This window comes from Enterobacter sp. Y17, assembly GCF_019730495.1.
Taxonomy (GTDB): domain Bacteria; phylum Pseudomonadota; class Gammaproteobacteria; order Enterobacterales; family Enterobacteriaceae; genus Enterobacter; species Enterobacter asburiae_B.
Genome location: NZ_JAASKP010000001.1, coordinates 640,219 through 655,724, shown reverse-complemented (window position 1 = coordinate 655,724; position 15,506 = coordinate 640,219). Strand labels below are relative to the sequence as shown.

13 protein-coding genes are annotated in these 15,506 nt (G+C 57.9%); 1 reads left to right on the top strand and 12 read right to left on the bottom strand.

Going from position 1 to position 15,506, the window contains the following annotated elements; translation table 11 throughout:
* Window positions 1-4: 4 nt before the first annotated feature.
* From tap to HCH49_RS02955, 7 genes are all read right to left on the bottom strand, one after another.
* A complete protein-coding gene (gene tap / locus HCH49_RS02985) occupies window positions 5-1,606 on the bottom strand; it encodes a methyl-accepting chemotaxis protein IV (RefSeq protein WP_221702155.1) in 1,602 nt (533 codons plus the stop codon).
* Between the two features lie 44 nt (window positions 1,607-1,650).
* On the bottom strand, window positions 1,651-3,318 hold the full coding sequence (gene tar / locus HCH49_RS02980) for a methyl-accepting chemotaxis protein II (protein WP_064672730.1): 1,668 nt from the start codon (window positions 3,316-3,318) through the stop codon (window positions 1,651-1,653).
* A gap of 84 nt (window positions 3,319-3,402) precedes the next feature.
* A complete protein-coding gene (locus tag HCH49_RS02975) occupies window positions 3,403-4,365 on the bottom strand; it encodes a spore coat protein U domain-containing protein (RefSeq protein WP_069303012.1) in 963 nt (320 codons plus the stop codon).
* Window positions 4,362-6,746: a fimbria/pilus outer membrane usher protein gene (locus HCH49_RS02970; protein WP_221702154.1), complete on the bottom strand. Its 2,385-nt coding sequence runs from the start codon at window positions 6,744-6,746 to the stop codon at window positions 4,362-4,364. Before HCH49_RS02970 ends, HCH49_RS02975 begins: the two co-directional genes overlap by 4 nt.
* On the bottom strand, window positions 6,722-7,477 hold the full coding sequence (locus HCH49_RS02965; protein ID WP_221702148.1) for a molecular chaperone: 756 nt from the start codon (window positions 7,475-7,477) through the stop codon (window positions 6,722-6,724). The genes HCH49_RS02970 and HCH49_RS02965 overlap by 25 nt, the downstream gene beginning before the upstream one ends.
* 16 nt (window positions 7,478-7,493) lie before the next feature.
* Entirely contained in the window at window positions 7,494-8,042 is a 549-nt protein-coding gene (locus tag HCH49_RS02960) for a spore coat U domain-containing protein (protein ID WP_214538492.1), read from the bottom strand.
* A 12-nt stretch (window positions 8,043-8,054) separates the two neighbouring features.
* Window positions 8,055-8,627: a spore coat protein U domain-containing protein gene (locus HCH49_RS02955; protein ID WP_023312260.1), complete on the bottom strand. Its 573-nt coding sequence runs from the start codon at window positions 8,625-8,627 to the stop codon at window positions 8,055-8,057.
* A 429-nt stretch (window positions 8,628-9,056) separates the two neighbouring features.
* Here HCH49_RS02955 and HCH49_RS02950 point away from each other — a divergent pair, with 429 nt between their 5' ends.
* The gene (locus tag HCH49_RS02950) at window positions 9,057-10,322 is read left to right on the top strand and encodes a dicarboxylate/amino acid:cation symporter (protein ID WP_033145875.1); all 1,266 of its coding nucleotides are present in this window, start codon (window positions 9,057-9,059) and stop codon (window positions 10,320-10,322) included.
* A 104-nt stretch (window positions 10,323-10,426) separates the two neighbouring features.
* On the opposite strand, the gene cheW is transcribed toward HCH49_RS02950, so the two are convergent.
* The 5 genes from cheW to flhC all read right to left on the bottom strand — a co-directional run bounded on the left by cheW (window position 10,427) and on the right by flhC (window position 15,506).
* Entirely contained in the window at window positions 10,427-10,930 is a 504-nt protein-coding gene (gene cheW, locus HCH49_RS02945; protein WP_023312262.1) for a chemotaxis protein CheW, read from the bottom strand.
* A 19-nt stretch (window positions 10,931-10,949) separates the two neighbouring features.
* Window positions 10,950-12,986, bottom strand: a complete 2,037-nt coding sequence (gene cheA / locus HCH49_RS02940) for a chemotaxis protein CheA (protein WP_094935637.1) — start codon at window positions 12,984-12,986, stop codon at window positions 10,950-10,952.
* A gap of 4 nt (window positions 12,987-12,990) precedes the next feature.
* A complete protein-coding gene (motB, locus tag HCH49_RS02935; protein WP_032658606.1) occupies window positions 12,991-13,920 on the bottom strand; it encodes a flagellar motor protein MotB in 930 nt (309 codons plus the stop codon).
* A complete protein-coding gene (gene motA, locus HCH49_RS02930) occupies window positions 13,917-14,804 on the bottom strand; it encodes a flagellar motor stator protein MotA (RefSeq protein ID WP_008500417.1) in 888 nt (295 codons plus the stop codon). Before motA ends, motB begins: the two co-directional genes overlap by 4 nt.
* Window positions 14,805-14,927: 123 nt before the next feature.
* Complete coding sequence (flhC, locus tag HCH49_RS02925; RefSeq protein WP_013096051.1) at window positions 14,928-15,506, bottom strand: flagellar transcriptional regulator FlhC; 579 nt, start codon at window positions 15,504-15,506, stop codon at window positions 14,928-14,930.

Genomic DNA, 15,506 nt, shown 5'->3' with positions numbered 1-15,506 from the left:
ACATTCAGGATACAACTGGCACGGCCTGCGACCGCCCGACTTCTGTTACTGCTTCAACGTGCTCTTTCACATTAAATACCGCGACCAGTCCGGTCAGACGATCCGCCTGGCTGGCCAGCTGATCGGTTGCCGCTGCCGCTTCCTCAACTAACGAGGCGTTCTGTTGCGTCACCTGATCCATCTGGCTGACGGCCTGGGCAACCTGCTCAATCCCGCGACGCTGTTCATCCGACGCAGAGGCAATCTCGCCCATGATGTCGTTCACCCGCGTCACGGAGGTGACGATCTCGTGCATGGTTTTCGCCGCCGTATCCACCAGCGTTGAGCCCTGCTGAACGCGCGAAACCGACTCTTCGATCAGCACCTTAATCTCTTTCGCCGCGTTGGCGCTGCGGCTCGCCAGGTTACGTACTTCCCCCGCCACCACCGCAAACCCGCGCCCTTGCTCACCGGCGCGCGCCGCTTCCACGGCGGCATTCAGCGCCAGAATGTTGGTCTGGAACGCGATACCGTCAATCACGCTGATGATGTCACCAATTTTCTGCGAGCTGGTGGCAATCTCCTGCATGGTGCTGGCGACATGGGACGCCTGGTCGCCGCCTTTCTTCGCCGTCATCGCCGCCTGTTTTGACAGGTCAGACGCCTGACGCGCGTTATCGGCGTTCTGGCCTACCGTCGCGGTTAACTGCTCCATGCTGGCCGCCGTCTGCGCCAGCGAGGCCGCCTGCTGCTCGGTGCGGGACGAGAGATCGTTGTTCCCCGCCGCAATCTCAGAGATCCCGCTGTGCATGGCATAACTGCCCTGCCGCACGTCGCTCACCGTTTCCCGCAGGGATCCCTGCATCGCCTTCAGGCTGGCAAAGATCGCCGAAATTTCGTTCTTGCCGAACACCGCCACCGGACGCGCCAGGTCCCCTTTCGCAATGCTGTCGAAGTGGCTGCTGATAATCGCCAGCGGCTGCACGATCATTCTGCGCGACCAGAGCAGCGCCCCGCCGGTCAGCAGCCCTGCCAGAATCACCACCACGGCAAAGATGATGCCCGACATGTGATAGCTTTGACGGCTCTGGTCACCGGCACGCTGAACAGACTGGTTAATATCCTGCTGCCACGCGTTAAAGCTGCCGTCAAACGCCGCCTGAGACGCCTGAACCGGTGCGGTCATAAAGTCCGAAAGCTGGTTGTTCTCAAGCCACGTCGCCTGGTGGTCCAGATCGCTGTACCACTGCTCAAAGTTCGTCTTCATGGCGGCCTTCAGCGCTTTCTCTTTCTCACTGTCGGCGGCCTGCGCCGTAAAGGCTTTAAACTGTGCGTCAGCCTGCTTCAGACTGTCGCGCGCGGTCGCCATCAGCGCTTTAATGTCATCCGGCGGATAACTCAGCGCGGTTAAGGTTCCCGCCTTGTTCAGCGCAGTGCTTGCCTGCAACAGCACGGCACGCGTTTGTGCCAGTGCGGAGCGCTGCTGATTACTCGCCTCAACTTCCTGCAAATTCTGATAGCCATCGCGAAACGCCCAAAAAGACAACCCGTTACTGCCAACCTGCAACACACCGCAAAGGATCAGAATCAAAAACAGTGTGGTCGAGATACGAATACGATTTAACATCCACGCTCCCATCAAGCGGCAAGCAGCCGCGGTTTAATTGTCAGTCAAAATGTTTCCCAGTTTTCATCTTGTCCGGTCGTCGCGGTGCGCGTACGGTTTACAGCCGATTCAGCGGCTGGCACGCGATACGTCGCCTGCGGGGTGACCGTGTTTCCAGCGAGTGAAGCGAGACGAAACGCCGAGACGGCCATCTTCAGACGGCTCGCCTGGTCTTCCAGAGCAGCGGCCGCCGCAGCGGACTCCTGCACCAGCGCGGCGTTTTGCTGTGTCACGCGATCCATTTCCGATACCGCCAGGGCAACCTGGTCGATACCACGACTCTGCTCATCGGACGCAGAGGCGATTTCCCCCATGATGTCCGTCACGCGGGTGACGGCATTCACGATGTCATTCATGGTCTCCCCGGCGCTTTCCACCAGCACGGAGCCGGTATCCACGCGGGAGACGGAATCTTCAATCAGGGACTTAATCTCTTTTGCCGCGTTGGCGCTGCGGCTGGCCAGGTTGCGCACTTCTCCGGCCACCACGGCAAACCCGCGCCCCTGTTCACCCGCGCGCGCCGCTTCCACGGCGGCGTTCAGCGCCAGAATGTTGGTCTGGAAGGCAATGCCGTCGATAACGCTGATGATGTCGGCGATTTTCTTCGAGCTGTCGGCGATTTCGTGCATGGTTTTCACCACGCCATCCACCACGCGGCCGCCGCGCTGCGCCGTCTCGGAGGCGCTTTCCGCCAGCTGAGACGCCTGGCGGGCGTTATCGGCGTTCTGCTTCACGGTCGCGGTGAGCTGCTCCATGCTGGCGGCCGTCTCTTCCAGGGCGGACGCCTGCTGCTCGGTACGGGATGAGAGGTCGTTATTCCCCATCGCAATTTCGCTGGTGCCGGTGTAGATAGCCTCCGACCCGTTGCGCACGTTCGCGACGGTTTCGATTAACGAACGCTGCATATGGTCAACGCTGTTTGCCAGCTCGGTGATCTCATTGCGCCCGGAAACGGTCAGCGTTTTGGTCAGGTCACCGCCGGCAATTTCACGAATGTGGGCAATGACGCGCCCGAGAGGGTTCAGCAGGATATGGCGAATGCCGTACCAGACCGCGACCAGCACAATGACCAGCGCCAGCGCCATCACGGCCATCTGCCATTTTGCAAAGCGGTAGTCATTCTGGCTTGCCGTAAAGGCCGAGTGATAGAGATCGCCACTGACCTTCGCGTATTCCCCCAGCGCCGCGCCGAGTGCGTTTTGCATCCCCTGCGTTGGCTGCGCGAAATAGGCGTCCATATTGCCGCTCTCCAGGAACTGAATCAGCTCTGTCAGGCCGGTATGGTAGGCATTGTATTTTTCATCGATATTCTGGCTCACCTGCTCCATAGCAGGCTGCGGGGCGATCTTTTTGAAGGCGTCGTAATGTTTCGCGGCGTCAGCGAGGGTGGCACGGGCATTTTTCAACAGATCGGTTTTCGCGCTGCTCTGCTGATTGTTGGGGTCCATCATCATGCGCGCGGACGAGCGGCTCAGGTTGATACGCGTTTGCAGCATCAGATCCCACGTCGACGTGAGTTCACTCTGCTGCAGGCGGAGATCGTTCGAGGCCGCGAAGCTGTCCTGGTTCTGTTTTAATGACGAGAAAAAAAGCCCGCCGGAGATGAGCTGAAGAAGTGCGAAAATGACCAGCACCATCATGAGCATTGTGACAACGCGGATACGGTTCAACATACAACACCTTCTCATAGATTTATTAACGGTGTTATCGGCACAGCCCACAGGAACTTTACATTTGCGAAAGGGAAAAGCGCGGGGTTAAAACGCCACGTCGACAATCAGCGTGTCGGTGTAGGTTCCGGCGGGCGGCGTGGCCTGATTGGTCAGGACTTTCGCGGTGTAGTTGTAGGTGCGCAGTAAACCGTCGGTACTGACCTGGGACGATACCGCGCTGGACCAGCGCTCGCTGCCGCTGCCGCCCCAGCGGTTACCGGTGGCTTCCTTATAGATGTCGTAGCTCATGGCGTTGCTGCCGCTCACCATCCGCCGCACGTTGTTCAGCGCGTTGGCACCGTTATTAATGCCGATGGTATACGAACTTCCTTTGGTACAGGTGACGGCAATCGCCTGCGAGACGGTGGGGAAACTTTGCACCAGCGGCGCGCTGTTGAAGTTCACATCTGGCGTGGTCATGGCGCTGCAGTCGTTGGTAACGGTCATATCCAGCAGGATGGTGGTTGTCGCGGTTCCCGTCTGATTGATTGTGCAAATGCCGAGCGCGCCGACGGAGCAGACGCTGTAGTTAATGCTGAAGGTTAACTGCACCTGATATGGCCCGGCAGTGACGTTTTGCCCGGCGACGGTGCGGAAATAGAGCGGAATGTTGTACTGCTTTGACCCCAGCAACCCCAGCAGGGTACTCCCGCTCCAGGTATACGATTTACTTATCTGTACCTCGCTGCTGCTCGCGCATCCCGATAATCCGCACAGCCGGGTGGGGATCGCGTCGGTGATGGCCGCATTATCCGTGCGTTTCATCGTGGCCCGGCTGCTGCCCGAGACAGATGCCGCGGTGTAGGTCAGCGTTACCGAGTCGCTGGTCAGCAGATTCAGTACGGCATCGCAGGCCACCACCAGCGTGCCGGTGGTTTGAACTTCTCCGGTTCCGCTAAGCGCGAACGAGGTGACGCTGCCAAACGACGCATTAACCGTACTGACGGTACACGCCGCCCAGCCGCCGCCGGAGAACAGCAGCAGGATGAATAGCAGCAGGCGCGTCATGGCTCCTCCCGGCAAACCAGCGGCCCGTAGGTTTTCAGCTTGTGCTCCGGATTGGCCCCCACGGTCAGGGTAGTCTTACAGCGCCTCCCGTCAGGTGCAATCACCTCCAGCGGGTTCACATCGCTGAGATTTTCCAGCCAGGCGATGCCGTCATACCCCACCACCGCATTGCTGCGCGAGGCGCGTCGAACCTGGCTTCCCACCGGCAACGCCTTCCCGCGCGCGTCATGCAGAATAACGCTTGCCACCCTCTCCTGCTCCATCGGGAAATCGACCAGATAGCCGCTGTGACGCCGAATCGCGATCCGCCGCTCGGTCTCTTTCAGACGGGTATCCGCCGGCAGATTCAAAGTATCAATCCGGTAGCTTGCCGGGTAATACGCTGACACCCCGCTGACCAGCAGGTAGCCGTTGTTATTGGTTTTACCGACGGGCTGGTTCTCATAGCTGACGGGCACGTCCGGGTGGCCGTCGGTACTGATGACCACAAACGCATCGTTGATCTTATTCGCCGCGAACAGCTCGCCGTCCATCAGCACAACGGCGCCCATCGCCTCGCCCCACCAGGTCATGGTATCCCTTTCGCCATAGCCGCCGCCCTGCAGCTCGATGTTGTTATTGCGCCAGCCCAGCGTACCCTGTTGATAATCACTGGATCTTGACTGGTTGGCCCAGGCCATGTTCCAGCTGAACCCACCGTCAGAAGGCATGGAGTGGTTGTAGTTAATGCGCTGGGTACTGCCTGCATCCGGGGTGTTTTCAACGGTGACGGCAGCGCTGTCGCGCGCCCCCAGCGGCACCTGCAGCGACAGCGCGACCGTCCAGTCTCCCCGCTGCCGATCCCGGCTGCCGGCCAGGTAAATACTGCTCGCTCCCCACAGGTTTCGGCTCCAGGAGAGATTGAGCAGCTCGGTTTTTTGGCTGTCAAAACTCTCCACGCCGATCCAGGCCGCACCGATATTGCCGTACCGTCCCAGATTGAAGGTCAGCGAATACTGGTCCGTATTACGCCTAAAGCTGGCGATGGGCTTATCGTTTTCGTCATATACCGTCGGCTGATCGTAAAGGGCCAGATTGCCAAAGCCGCGGTCGCGACGCGTGTGCTGGGTGGCGACGCTAAACTCGCTGGTACTGTACTGGTAACCCCAGTTGATTTGCCCGCCCGCATCACCGCGCATGCGGCTTTGCGAGTAAGAGGTATTCACCACGCCAAACTGGCCGAGTTTTATCACCGTCCCCGCGCCGCCCAGCGCCAGCTCCTGCGCCCCTTCCGCGTGGCCCTCGAGGGTTAGCCAGTCCGTCATCCCGTAGCGATACGAGCCGCTGCCGGCTGCCGGACCGTAGTCAAAATTCTTGATGCCGTAATTACGCCGCAGGCTGCCGAGCGTCACGGCGCCGTCGCTCAGCCCTTGTTTGAGCAGGTCGCTGGTGACGTAAAACGGTAGCGTGGTGCTTACCTGGCGCCCCAGCGCATCCGTTGTGACCAGCACCGCATCCCCGGCGCCGTTGATATAGGGCAGATTAGTCAGGGTGAAGGGGCCCGGCTGAAGCTGGGTTGAGCCGGAGCGATAGCCGTTGATAAAAAGATCGACCGAAGTGGGTACCGCGGCTTCCCCCGCGAACTCGGGCAGCGGCCATGTCACCAGGTCAGGACGCAGGGAGAAATCCCGCCCGACGCTTATCCCCCCCATCCGCACGCTGGAGCTCCAGCTCAGGGCATCGCTGATCACGTCCCCGGCGCTCCAGCTCATCGCGTCATCTTCGTTGGTGAACAGCAGGGTCGTGTCATAGCGGACATACCCTTCCTGCTGTCCGTCGTTACCGGTGAAATTTTCCCGCGCGTAACCGGTCGAGGAAAACGAGCCGTTCTCGTTGAAGTAGCGGAACTCATGCCAGATCGACGCCTGACCGCCGATATGTTCCGTGTGGTTGGTGTAGAGATCGTAATTCAGCAGCGCCCCGCGCCCGTAGTGCGGTTTGGCCTGCGCCGCTTGCGCGCTGAAAGGCGTCACGCGGGCCGTCACCCAGTCGCGGGGAACGTTAAGCAGCAGGCGCTGCGCGGCGCTGTCGTACTCCACCCGAGCCTGAGCAAGCGAGGAGAGATTTACCTCGCCGGTGGGAACGTGCGCCGGGGGCAGCCCCGCGCGCAGCAAATCGGCGCTGGAGATAAAGAAAGCGCCTTTACGCTGCGTCACGGGCACGACCAGGCCGGTATCGTAGTGATTGACCACGATGGCCAGCTGGAAAACCGCTTCATCATTTATCGCCTGTGCCTGGGGAGGCGGCGGTAAACTGTCGTCGCCGGGCCCGGCCAGGGTCGCTGAACTGACGCATAGCAGTATCATCATCGCCGGCTTCAGTTGACGGGCGTCGACTGCCATTGTTCGTCCCTGGCATTAATCTGCGCGCTCATCCGCTCTGGCTGACGAACGCTAGCGGGTATAGGCCAGCTGCGGGTGCTGCCCGGCAGGACGTAACCCAGCAATCCCTCCGCCACCGTGCGTTTCTGACCGCCCTGCTCCAGCGCCACCTGGCTCAGCCTGACGTGAACATCACCCCGATTTTTGACCTCCAGCGCAGGCTTTCCCTCCGCCTGCGTCACCCGCCAGCTCAGGTTTTGGGTCTCCGCCAGCGCGTGATGCGCGCCCTCTTTGATGGTCGGGATCCCCTGTCCATATACGAACAGAGGGATGGAGTAACGCATCTGCAATTTCAGGCCGATGGCGGGTTCGGCTTTGGCATCTGGCTGGGGAATTTCATCGACGATAATACGATAGGCCTGTTCGACCCCTGCGGGAACTGAAGCCTGTTTGATAAGGCGAATAAGCTGCTTGTTGCCTGTGCCAATCGTGACGATGGGCGGGCTGGCGACCACGTCCTGCTGCGCGGTATAGCGCTCGTGTCCGTCCTCCTGCTTCCAGCGCACGATGCGAACCTGCATCGTCGTGGCGCTGTTTCCCTGATTCTGGATCCACAGTTCCGTGGCGTTGGCGTCTGCAGCAAGCCAGGGATCGATGGGCCAGAGCAGGATGGTGGCCGCCGCCTGCGCCTGGCCAGCAACCGCCATTCCCAACGCGCCCGCCAGACAAACCGGTCTGAAAAATGGCTTCATCAACACTCTCCCTTTATTACCATGACAAGGTCACGGTGAGCTGATCGGAATAGGTTCCCGCCGGGCTAAACCCGGTCAGTAGCGCCACGCCAAAAAGCGGCAGCGCGATGTTATTGCTGTTGGTATAGGTCACCGCTATCGCCTGGTTGACGCCAATTTCGCTGTTCGCGGCCAGCGAGCTGCTGCTGTAGAGCCGGTATGGCACCATATCGACGCCGTTCGCGCGCTTCATGCGGCGAACGGATGAATAATTTTGACCGCCATTAATGCTCATGCTCAGCGCCACGCCTGGCGTACAGGCGATGGACAACGCCCCGTTTGGCACAAAGCTAGTGCTCACCGGCGCGCTCTCGACGCCGTTATGGCTGCCAAAATCCAGCGTACCGAGAAGCCCTCCGCTACCGGTGGCCACCGCGCATCCCGGGACAATCGTCGCGCTGACCTTAAACGACTGGGATGTCACCGCATCCGCCGTGGGTATCGTGAGCAATCCGACGATCAGCGCGAAAAAAGGCTGCACGCGTCCCTCTGCGCGTTTGCGCAGACCTGTGAGAGATGCCTTCATGGCGGTTCGGGACTAGTAGGTGACGCTGACGTTAATCGTGTCGGTGTAGGTTCCCGGAACGACCGTCACGCTGTTACCGCCGCCGGTAATCCGTCCGTAGAGGGTGTAACTGTCCACCCCTCCGGCCGTAGACGCGATCGGCAGCGCGGCGTTATTGGCAATCACGGTGTTAAACCCGCTGTCGCTGTACAGGCTGTAAGCCACGCCCTGTGCCGCGTTGGCCGTATTCACCAGATAGCGTTCAGGCGTGCCCGGCGAACCGACAACCGAGCCGGGCGCGGTGGAGTGGGTATTACCGGTGATCGCGACCGTATAGCTGGCGGTCGTACATTGAATGGTGAAGGTGTTTCCGCCGCTGGCGCCGCTCAGCTGCGTCGTAAGCGTGGAAAAGGTTGCCGGATGGGTACCGAAATCGAGCGTACCGAAGTTAATACCACTCTGCGCGGGCGAGCCGTTTATCAGACACCCGTTTGTCAGCGTCAGCGTTGCACCGATGGTGCCGCTGCTGGTGACGGCCAGCGCCTGATGGGCCGTTGTCGCAGCCAGTAAGGTGCCTGCGCAGATCAAAAGAAGTTTTCTTTTCATTTACCACCCTCCAGAAGACGTCTCCGTTCCCTTGCCACATTTTATTTTTGTCGTTCAAGATGTTAGCCCCGCTTAACGTTCCTCTGAGGGGGTTATTGAGAATTTAGTTTACGGATATCGCTTCGACCACCCGACCCTTAACGCATAAGGCATATGTCTTATTGACTCAACTTTCTTATAAATAACAGCAAGTTAAATCAATTCAGGCAGCAATTTCATTCTATCCGGGGAGAATATATCCATTAAAGTGTGACGACGATCACAATATATCGTCAGCACATTAACAACAAAATTAATAAAAATTAAAAAGGAGTTGTATCCCCCTACACTTTGCGTCAATTTATGTGCCGAATAATTTCCCGCATCGTAATAAAAAATTTATATGTATCGACGCGGGCCACATCTGAAGCGCATAGAGGATCTTTTTTCGTGGCAAGTGCAAACAAACTCACACTCTTCATCGTGATATTCATGCTGGCGGGTATTCTTTCAGGGGCAGCAATTCATGAGTATGCATCTGCGGATGCCATCAAAGCCTGGTCGGATAATATTACCCTTCTGACCGATATTTTCCTCCGCCTGATCAAAATGGTCATTGCACCGTTGGTCTTCAGCACGCTCACCGTCGGCATTATGAAGCTGGGCGAAACCTCCACCATTGGCCGCGTTGGCGGCAAAGCGATGGTGTGGTTTATCAGCTCATCCGTGCTCTCTATCCTGGTTGGCCTGTTTATCGTCACGCTGGAGCATCCGGGAAGCGGTCTGAACCTGACGGTTCCGACAGAAGCGGTGGATACCGGCCTGGCCGTGGGCGGCATGACGCTGAAAGCGTTCCTGTCGCACACCATTCCGACCAGTATCGCGGGGGCGATGTCGAACAATGAGATCCTGCAGATTGTGGTGTTCTCGATGTTCTTCGGCATCGGCGGCGCGTCGCTGGGGCAGAAATTCAACGCGCCGCTGGTGGCCGCGCTGGATGTGGTTTCCCATATCATGCTGAAGGTAACGGGTTACGTGATGTACGTTGCTCCGCTGGCCATTTTCGCGGCGATTTCATCCGTCATTGCCACGCAGGGTCTGGGCATTCTGCTGAACTACGCCTCCTTTATTGGCGGCTACTATGTTGCCATTCTTCTCACCTGCATGGTGCTGCTGGCCGTGGGCTACATGGTGCTGAAAAAAGAGGTGTTTCGCCTGGTCAGCATGCTGAAAGATCCGGTCCTGGTGGCGTTTACCACCAGCAGCTCTGAAGCCGCCTACCCGAAAACGCTGGAGCAGCTGGAGCGCTTTGGCTGCTCGCGCAACATCGCCTCTTTCGTTCTGCCGATTGGCTACTCCTTCAACCTGGTGGGTTCGATGGTGTACTGCTCTTTCGCCTCGATGTTTATCGCTCAGGCGTACAACATTCACCTGAGCTTCTCTGAAGTGACGGTGCTGATGCTGACCCTGATGCTGGCGTCGAAAGGGATAGCCGGCGTACCGCGTTCTTCACTGGTGGTGCTGGCAGCAACCATTCCGAGCTTTAATATTCCGGTGGCGGGGATTCTGCTGCTGATGGGGATCGACCACTTCCTGGACATGGGCCGTTCCGCAATTAACGTGCTGGGGAATGGGATCGCGACTGCGATGCTGTCACAGAATGAAGGCGCGCGGGAAGCGGAAGCTGAAGCTGAGCTGGTAAAGCAGGAAGCGTAAGGTGAAAAAAAGGGTGAGGCCTGATGCCCTCACCCCTGCCCTCTCCCACAGGGAGAGGGAGCAAACACAAAAAACGGCAACCTGGGTTGCCGTTTTGCATTTACCTACGCTACGTGACTCGCGGCGATATCCAGCAGCGCCATCTCATCGCTGTTCAGCAGCTTCTCGATGTTCACCAGAATCAGCATACGCTCGCCGAGCGCGCCCAGGCCGGTCAGGTATTCGGTCGACAGCGTGACCGCAAACTCCGGCGCAGGACGAATTTGGTCAGAGGTCAGGGAAAGCACATCAGATACGCCGTCCACCACGATACCTACCACGCGCTGCCCCAGATTCAGAACGATCACCACGGTGTTGTCGTCGTAGTCAACGTCGCCCTGGCTGAACTTCACGCGCAGGTCCACGATTGGCACAATGACGCCACGCAGGTTGGTGACACCTTTAATAAAAGCAGGCGTGTTAGCGATGCGGGTAACCTGGTCGTAACCACGGATTTCCTGCACTTTCAGGATATCGATGCCGTACTCCTCATCGCCTAAAGTGAATACCAGGAATTCCTGCCCTGATGGCTCGCCCGCCAGTTTCGTTACATTACTCATACCGGTCATGTTATTACCTTCTACTTAATCAGGCGGCTGTGTACGCCACACGTTGTTCACGATTTAATCCCTGAAGCGCCGACACATCGACGATCAGCGCCACGCTACCATCACCCAGAATGGTGGCGGCAGAAATACCCGGCACTTTGCGGTAGTTACTTTCGAGGTTCTTCACTACCACCTGGTGCTGACCAATCAGCTGATCGACCAGCAGCGCGTAGCGGCGGCCCGCGCTTTGCAGGATCACAACGATGCCCTGCGTGGCCTCTGTCTTCGCCCCGTCCACTTCGAACACTTTCCACAGCTCCACCAGCGGCAGGTACTCACCGCGCACTTCGAGCACGCGCTCGCCGCCCGCCAGCGGATGCAGATCTTCTTCACGCGGCTGCAGGGATTCCATCACGGCGTTCAGCGGCAGGATAAAGACTTCGTCCGCCACTTTGACAGACATGCCGTCGAGGATCGCCAGCGTCAGCGGCAGCAGGATGCGAATGGTGGTGCCAGAACCCTGTTTAGACTGGATCTCAACGTGGCCGCCCATCTCCTGGATGTTACGTTTCACCACGTCCATGCCTACGCCGCGTCCGGACACGTCGGTCACCTGCTCTGCGGTAGAGAAGCCCGGCGCGAAGATGAGCATGCCCACTTCTTCGTCGGTCATGTTTTCATTGACCGCCATCCCCTGCGAAATCGCTTTTGCAAGGATGCGCTCGCGGTTAAGACCCGCGCCGTCGTCGGTCACTTCGATGCAGATGTTCCCGCCCTGGTGTTCAGCAGAGAGGATCAGGTTACCGACCGGGGATTTTCCGGCGGCAATGCGGTTTTCCGGCAGTTCGATACCGTGGTCGAGGCTGTTACGCACCAGGTGCGTTAACGGGTCGATAATGCGCTCGATCAGGCTCTTATCCAGTTCGGTTGAGCTGCCCATCAGGGTTAGTTCAATCTGTTTATTCAGCTTGCTGGCAAGGTCGCGAACCAGACGCGGGAAGCGGCTGAAGACATATTCCATCGGCATCATACGGATGGACATGACCGATTCCTGCAGGTCGCGGGCGTTACGCTGCAGCTGGCCCATGCTGGTGATCAGATCGCCGTGCGTGACCGGGTCCAGTTCGTTAGAACGCTGGGCCAGCATCGACTGGGTGATCACCAGTTCGCCAACCAGGTTAATCAGCTGGTCGACCTTCTCAACCGCAACGCGGATGCTGGTTGACTCGCTGGAGCGGGCGGCAGGTTTCTCACCGCGGCCAGGTGCCGCGGCCTCTTTTGGCACTGCCTTCAGCGCCGGAGCCGCAGGAGCCACAGCCGGTGCGGCGGCCTGAGCGACAACGGCCACCTCTTCCGCAGCGGCAGGGGCGTCAACCGCGGGCGTTTCGGTTTCGAAGGCGATCTGGTCAGCTTCAATCACAAAGCACAGTACCGCCACGATATCGTCCTGGCCAATACCGTCATCAAGCGTCGCGGCAAGGCTGTCTTTGCCTTTTACCACGTTGCTTAACTTCGCCAGGTTACCCAGCTCTTCTTCCAGCAGGTTAACTTCATTCTCTTTGAGACGTGACAGCACAACGCGCAGTTTGCCCGCTTGTGCAGCGGCTGGCGCGGCCTCGTCGGCAGCAACCGCATCGACAACGCTCAGTTTCGCCGCAGGGACAACGGCTGCAGCGACCTCACCTTTTGCTTCCAGGGCGAGCTGGCGCAGCGCATTGCAGATGTATTCAAAGCTGGCGGCATCAGGCTCTGCCGAACTTTTATAGGCGTCGAGCTGTTCCTGCATAATATCTTTGGTTTCCAAAAACAGGTTGATAATGTCGGTATTGAGCTGCATCTCACCGCGTCGCGCTTCATCAAGCAGGTTTTCCATTAAATGGGTCGTTTCCTGCAGGATGGTAAATCCAAACGTTCCGGCTCCGCCTTTAATAGAGTGCGCCGCACGGAAGATGGCATTGAGCTGCTCGGAGTCCGGTGCTTCGGGCACCAAATCGAGCAAGTGTTGCTCCATATCGGCCAACAATTCGTCGGCTTCATCAAAGAATGTCTGGTAAAAATCGCTAATATCCATGCTCACGCTATCACCTCGGATTGGCTGGTGGCGATGTTGGAACGGCAGCCGAAGGAACGGCCCCAGGCTGTTTTAAATCGTCCAGTGACTCATTCTGACTTTCGGCGTTTTCATGCAGGATGGCCTGCTCCGCCTGCTGGTTCAGCACTAAAAGACTGATACGACGGTTGATGGCATCATCCGGCCCGCGGTCGGAAACGCGCATGGTTGCGGCCATGCCGACTACGCGCAGTACCTTGCCATCATCAAGCCCACCTACCACCAGCTCGCGACGCGAGGCGTTGGCACGATCGGCAGAAAGCTCCCAGTTGCTGTATCCCTTCTCCCCACTGGCGTACGGGAAATCATCCGTGTGTCCTGACAGGCTGATTCGGTTAGGAATGCCGTTCAGCACCGGTGCAATGGCACGCAGAATATCGCGCATGTACGGTTCGACTTCCGCACTTCCGGTTTTAAACATTGGGCGGTTCTGGCTGTCGATAATCTGAATACGCAGCCCTTCCTGCACCAGGTCGATCTTCAGATGCGGGCGCAGCGCGCGCAGCTTCGGATCCGCTTCAATAAGCTGATCGAGATCGCCCCGCAGTTTCTTCAGACGCGCCTGCTCCATCTTTCTTTTCAGCTCGTCGATGTTCGGCTCTTTTTTCACCTCACCCTTCTGCTGGGTGTAATCATCGCCGCCGCCCGGGATCGGGCTTTCGCTGTTAGAGATACGCGGCCCACCGGCCACCGCCGTTGCCAGCGGCGTACGGAAATATTCGGCAATCTGGATCAGTTCTTTTGGGCTGGAGATGGAGATCAGCCACATCACCAGAAAGAACGCCATCATTGCGGTCATAAAGTCGGCGTACGCAATTTTCCACGAGCCGTGTGCGCCATGCCCGCCGCCCTTGTGCTTGCGTTTTTTTACGATGACGATCGGATGGGACTGGTTTTTCATGCGTCCTCAGTTGTCGTCTGTTGGTTTGGGTTTTTCACCGCACGCACGTGTTCTTCAAGCTCGATAAACGACGGACGCTCGCTGGAGTAAAGCGTTTTACGGCCAAACTCAACCGCGATCGGTGGCGCGTAACCGTTGAGGTTAGAGAGCAGCGTGATCTTCACGCACTGCATCATTTTGGTGGTTTCCGCACTCTTCTGGCGCAGAACGCTCGCCAGCGGAGAGATGAAGCCGTACGCCAGCAAAATACCGAGGAAAGTCCCCACCATCGCGTGGGCAATCAGCGCACCCAGCTCGGCTGCCGGACGGTCTGCCGAGGCCAGGGCGTGAACCACGCCCATTACCGCAGCAACGATGCCGAATGCCGGAAGCGAGTCGCCGACCAGCGCCAGGCTGTTGGCCGGCACTTCAGATTCGCTTTCGTGGGTTTCGATCTCTTCGTCCATCAGCGCTTCGATTTCGAAGGTGTTCATGTTGCCGCTGATGATGAGTCGCAGATAGTCGACGATGAAATCCAGCATCATGGCGTCAGCAAGAATTCGCGGATAGCTGGCAAAAATTTCGCTCTCTTTCGGGTTTTCAATATCCCGTTCAAGCGAGAACATGCCCTGCTGACGCGACTTCGCCATCAGGCGATAGAGCAGTGCCAGCAGATCCATATACATGCTTTTGGTGTATTTCGAGCGACGGAACAGCAACGGAATCGCTTTCAGCGTGCCCTTGATCGATTTACCGTTGTTACCAACGATAAAAGCCCCTACCCCTGCACCGCCGATGATAATAAGTTCAGCCGGTTGATAGAGTGCTCCAAGGTGCCCGCCGGTCATCATGTAACCGCCGAAAACTGTACCGAGAACTACCAGGTAACCTAATAAGATAAGCACGACATCATCCTTCCGCTAGTGACTATGGCAAGGACGTCCAGCTCGCAGCGTTTACCGTTTGCGGGGTAAAAAAAAGCAGCGGTAATTGCTTACCGCTGCTGGAATCTTTCCCACACGTTCGGGTTAAACAGCTTGTTCGATCTGTTCATCCAGCAGTTGTGGAATAATATCGGCAGCATCCCGGGAAAGTTTACGTCTTTTTACTGCGCGGGATGGAGGCTGACATAAACTACAGGCGAAGCTGCCTGCAGGTTGATGAGCATGGGTAATAAAATTGCCGTCGCAGCAGTTGCAGCGCGACAGTTCAAGCATTCCGCTCTCAACAAAACGCACCAGCGTCCATGCGCGGGTCAGCGCCAGCAGAGGGCCTTCTTCCTGCTGTGGGCATTGTTCAAGGTAAAGTTTGTACGCTTTGATCACGGCGTCAACGCCGCTACACAAACCGGTTTTGAGAAGATACTGCCAGGCATTACAGAACATGGAAGCATGAATATTCTGCTCCCACGTCATAAACCAGTCGGTAGAAAACGGCAGCATGCCTTTCGGCGGGGGACTACCACGTAACTCTTTGTACAGTTTGATGAGACGACCACGGCTCAGCTGAGTCTCGCTTTCCAGCATTTGTAAACGAGCACCCAGTGTAATCAGCTCCATGGCCAACTGTATGTCACGCGCTTCCTGAACAATGCTTTTCTCGCTCAT

Coding starts and splice junctions, on each gene's coding strand:
- tap (WP_221702155.1), bottom strand. CDS start 1,606: ATGTTAAATCGTATTCGTATCTCGACCACACTGTTTTTGATTCTGATC.
- tar (WP_064672730.1), bottom strand. CDS start 3,318: ATGTTGAACCGTATCCGCGTTGTCACAATGCTCATGATGGTGCTGGTC.
- HCH49_RS02975 (WP_069303012.1), bottom strand. CDS start 4,365: ATGACGCGCCTGCTGCTATTCATCCTGCTGCTGTTCTCCGGCGGCGGC.
- HCH49_RS02970 (WP_221702154.1), bottom strand. CDS start 6,746: ATGGCAGTCGACGCCCGTCAACTGAAGCCGGCGATGATGATACTGCTA.
- HCH49_RS02965 (WP_221702148.1), bottom strand. CDS start 7,477: ATGAAGCCATTTTTCAGACCGGTTTGTCTGGCGGGCGCGTTGGGAATG.
- HCH49_RS02960 (WP_214538492.1), bottom strand. CDS start 8,042: ATGAAGGCATCTCTCACAGGTCTGCGCAAACGCGCAGAGGGACGCGTG.
- HCH49_RS02955 (WP_023312260.1), bottom strand. CDS start 8,627: ATGAAAAGAAAACTTCTTTTGATCTGCGCAGGCACCTTACTGGCTGCG.
- cheW (WP_023312262.1), bottom strand. CDS start 10,930: ATGACCGGTATGAGTAATGTAACGAAACTGGCGGGCGAGCCATCAGGG.
- motB (WP_032658606.1), bottom strand. CDS start 13,920: ATGAAAAACCAGTCCCATCCGATCGTCATCGTAAAAAAACGCAAGCAC.
- flhC (WP_013096051.1), bottom strand. CDS start 15,506: ATGAGCGAGAAAAGCATTGTTCAGGAAGCGCGTGACATACAGTTGGCC.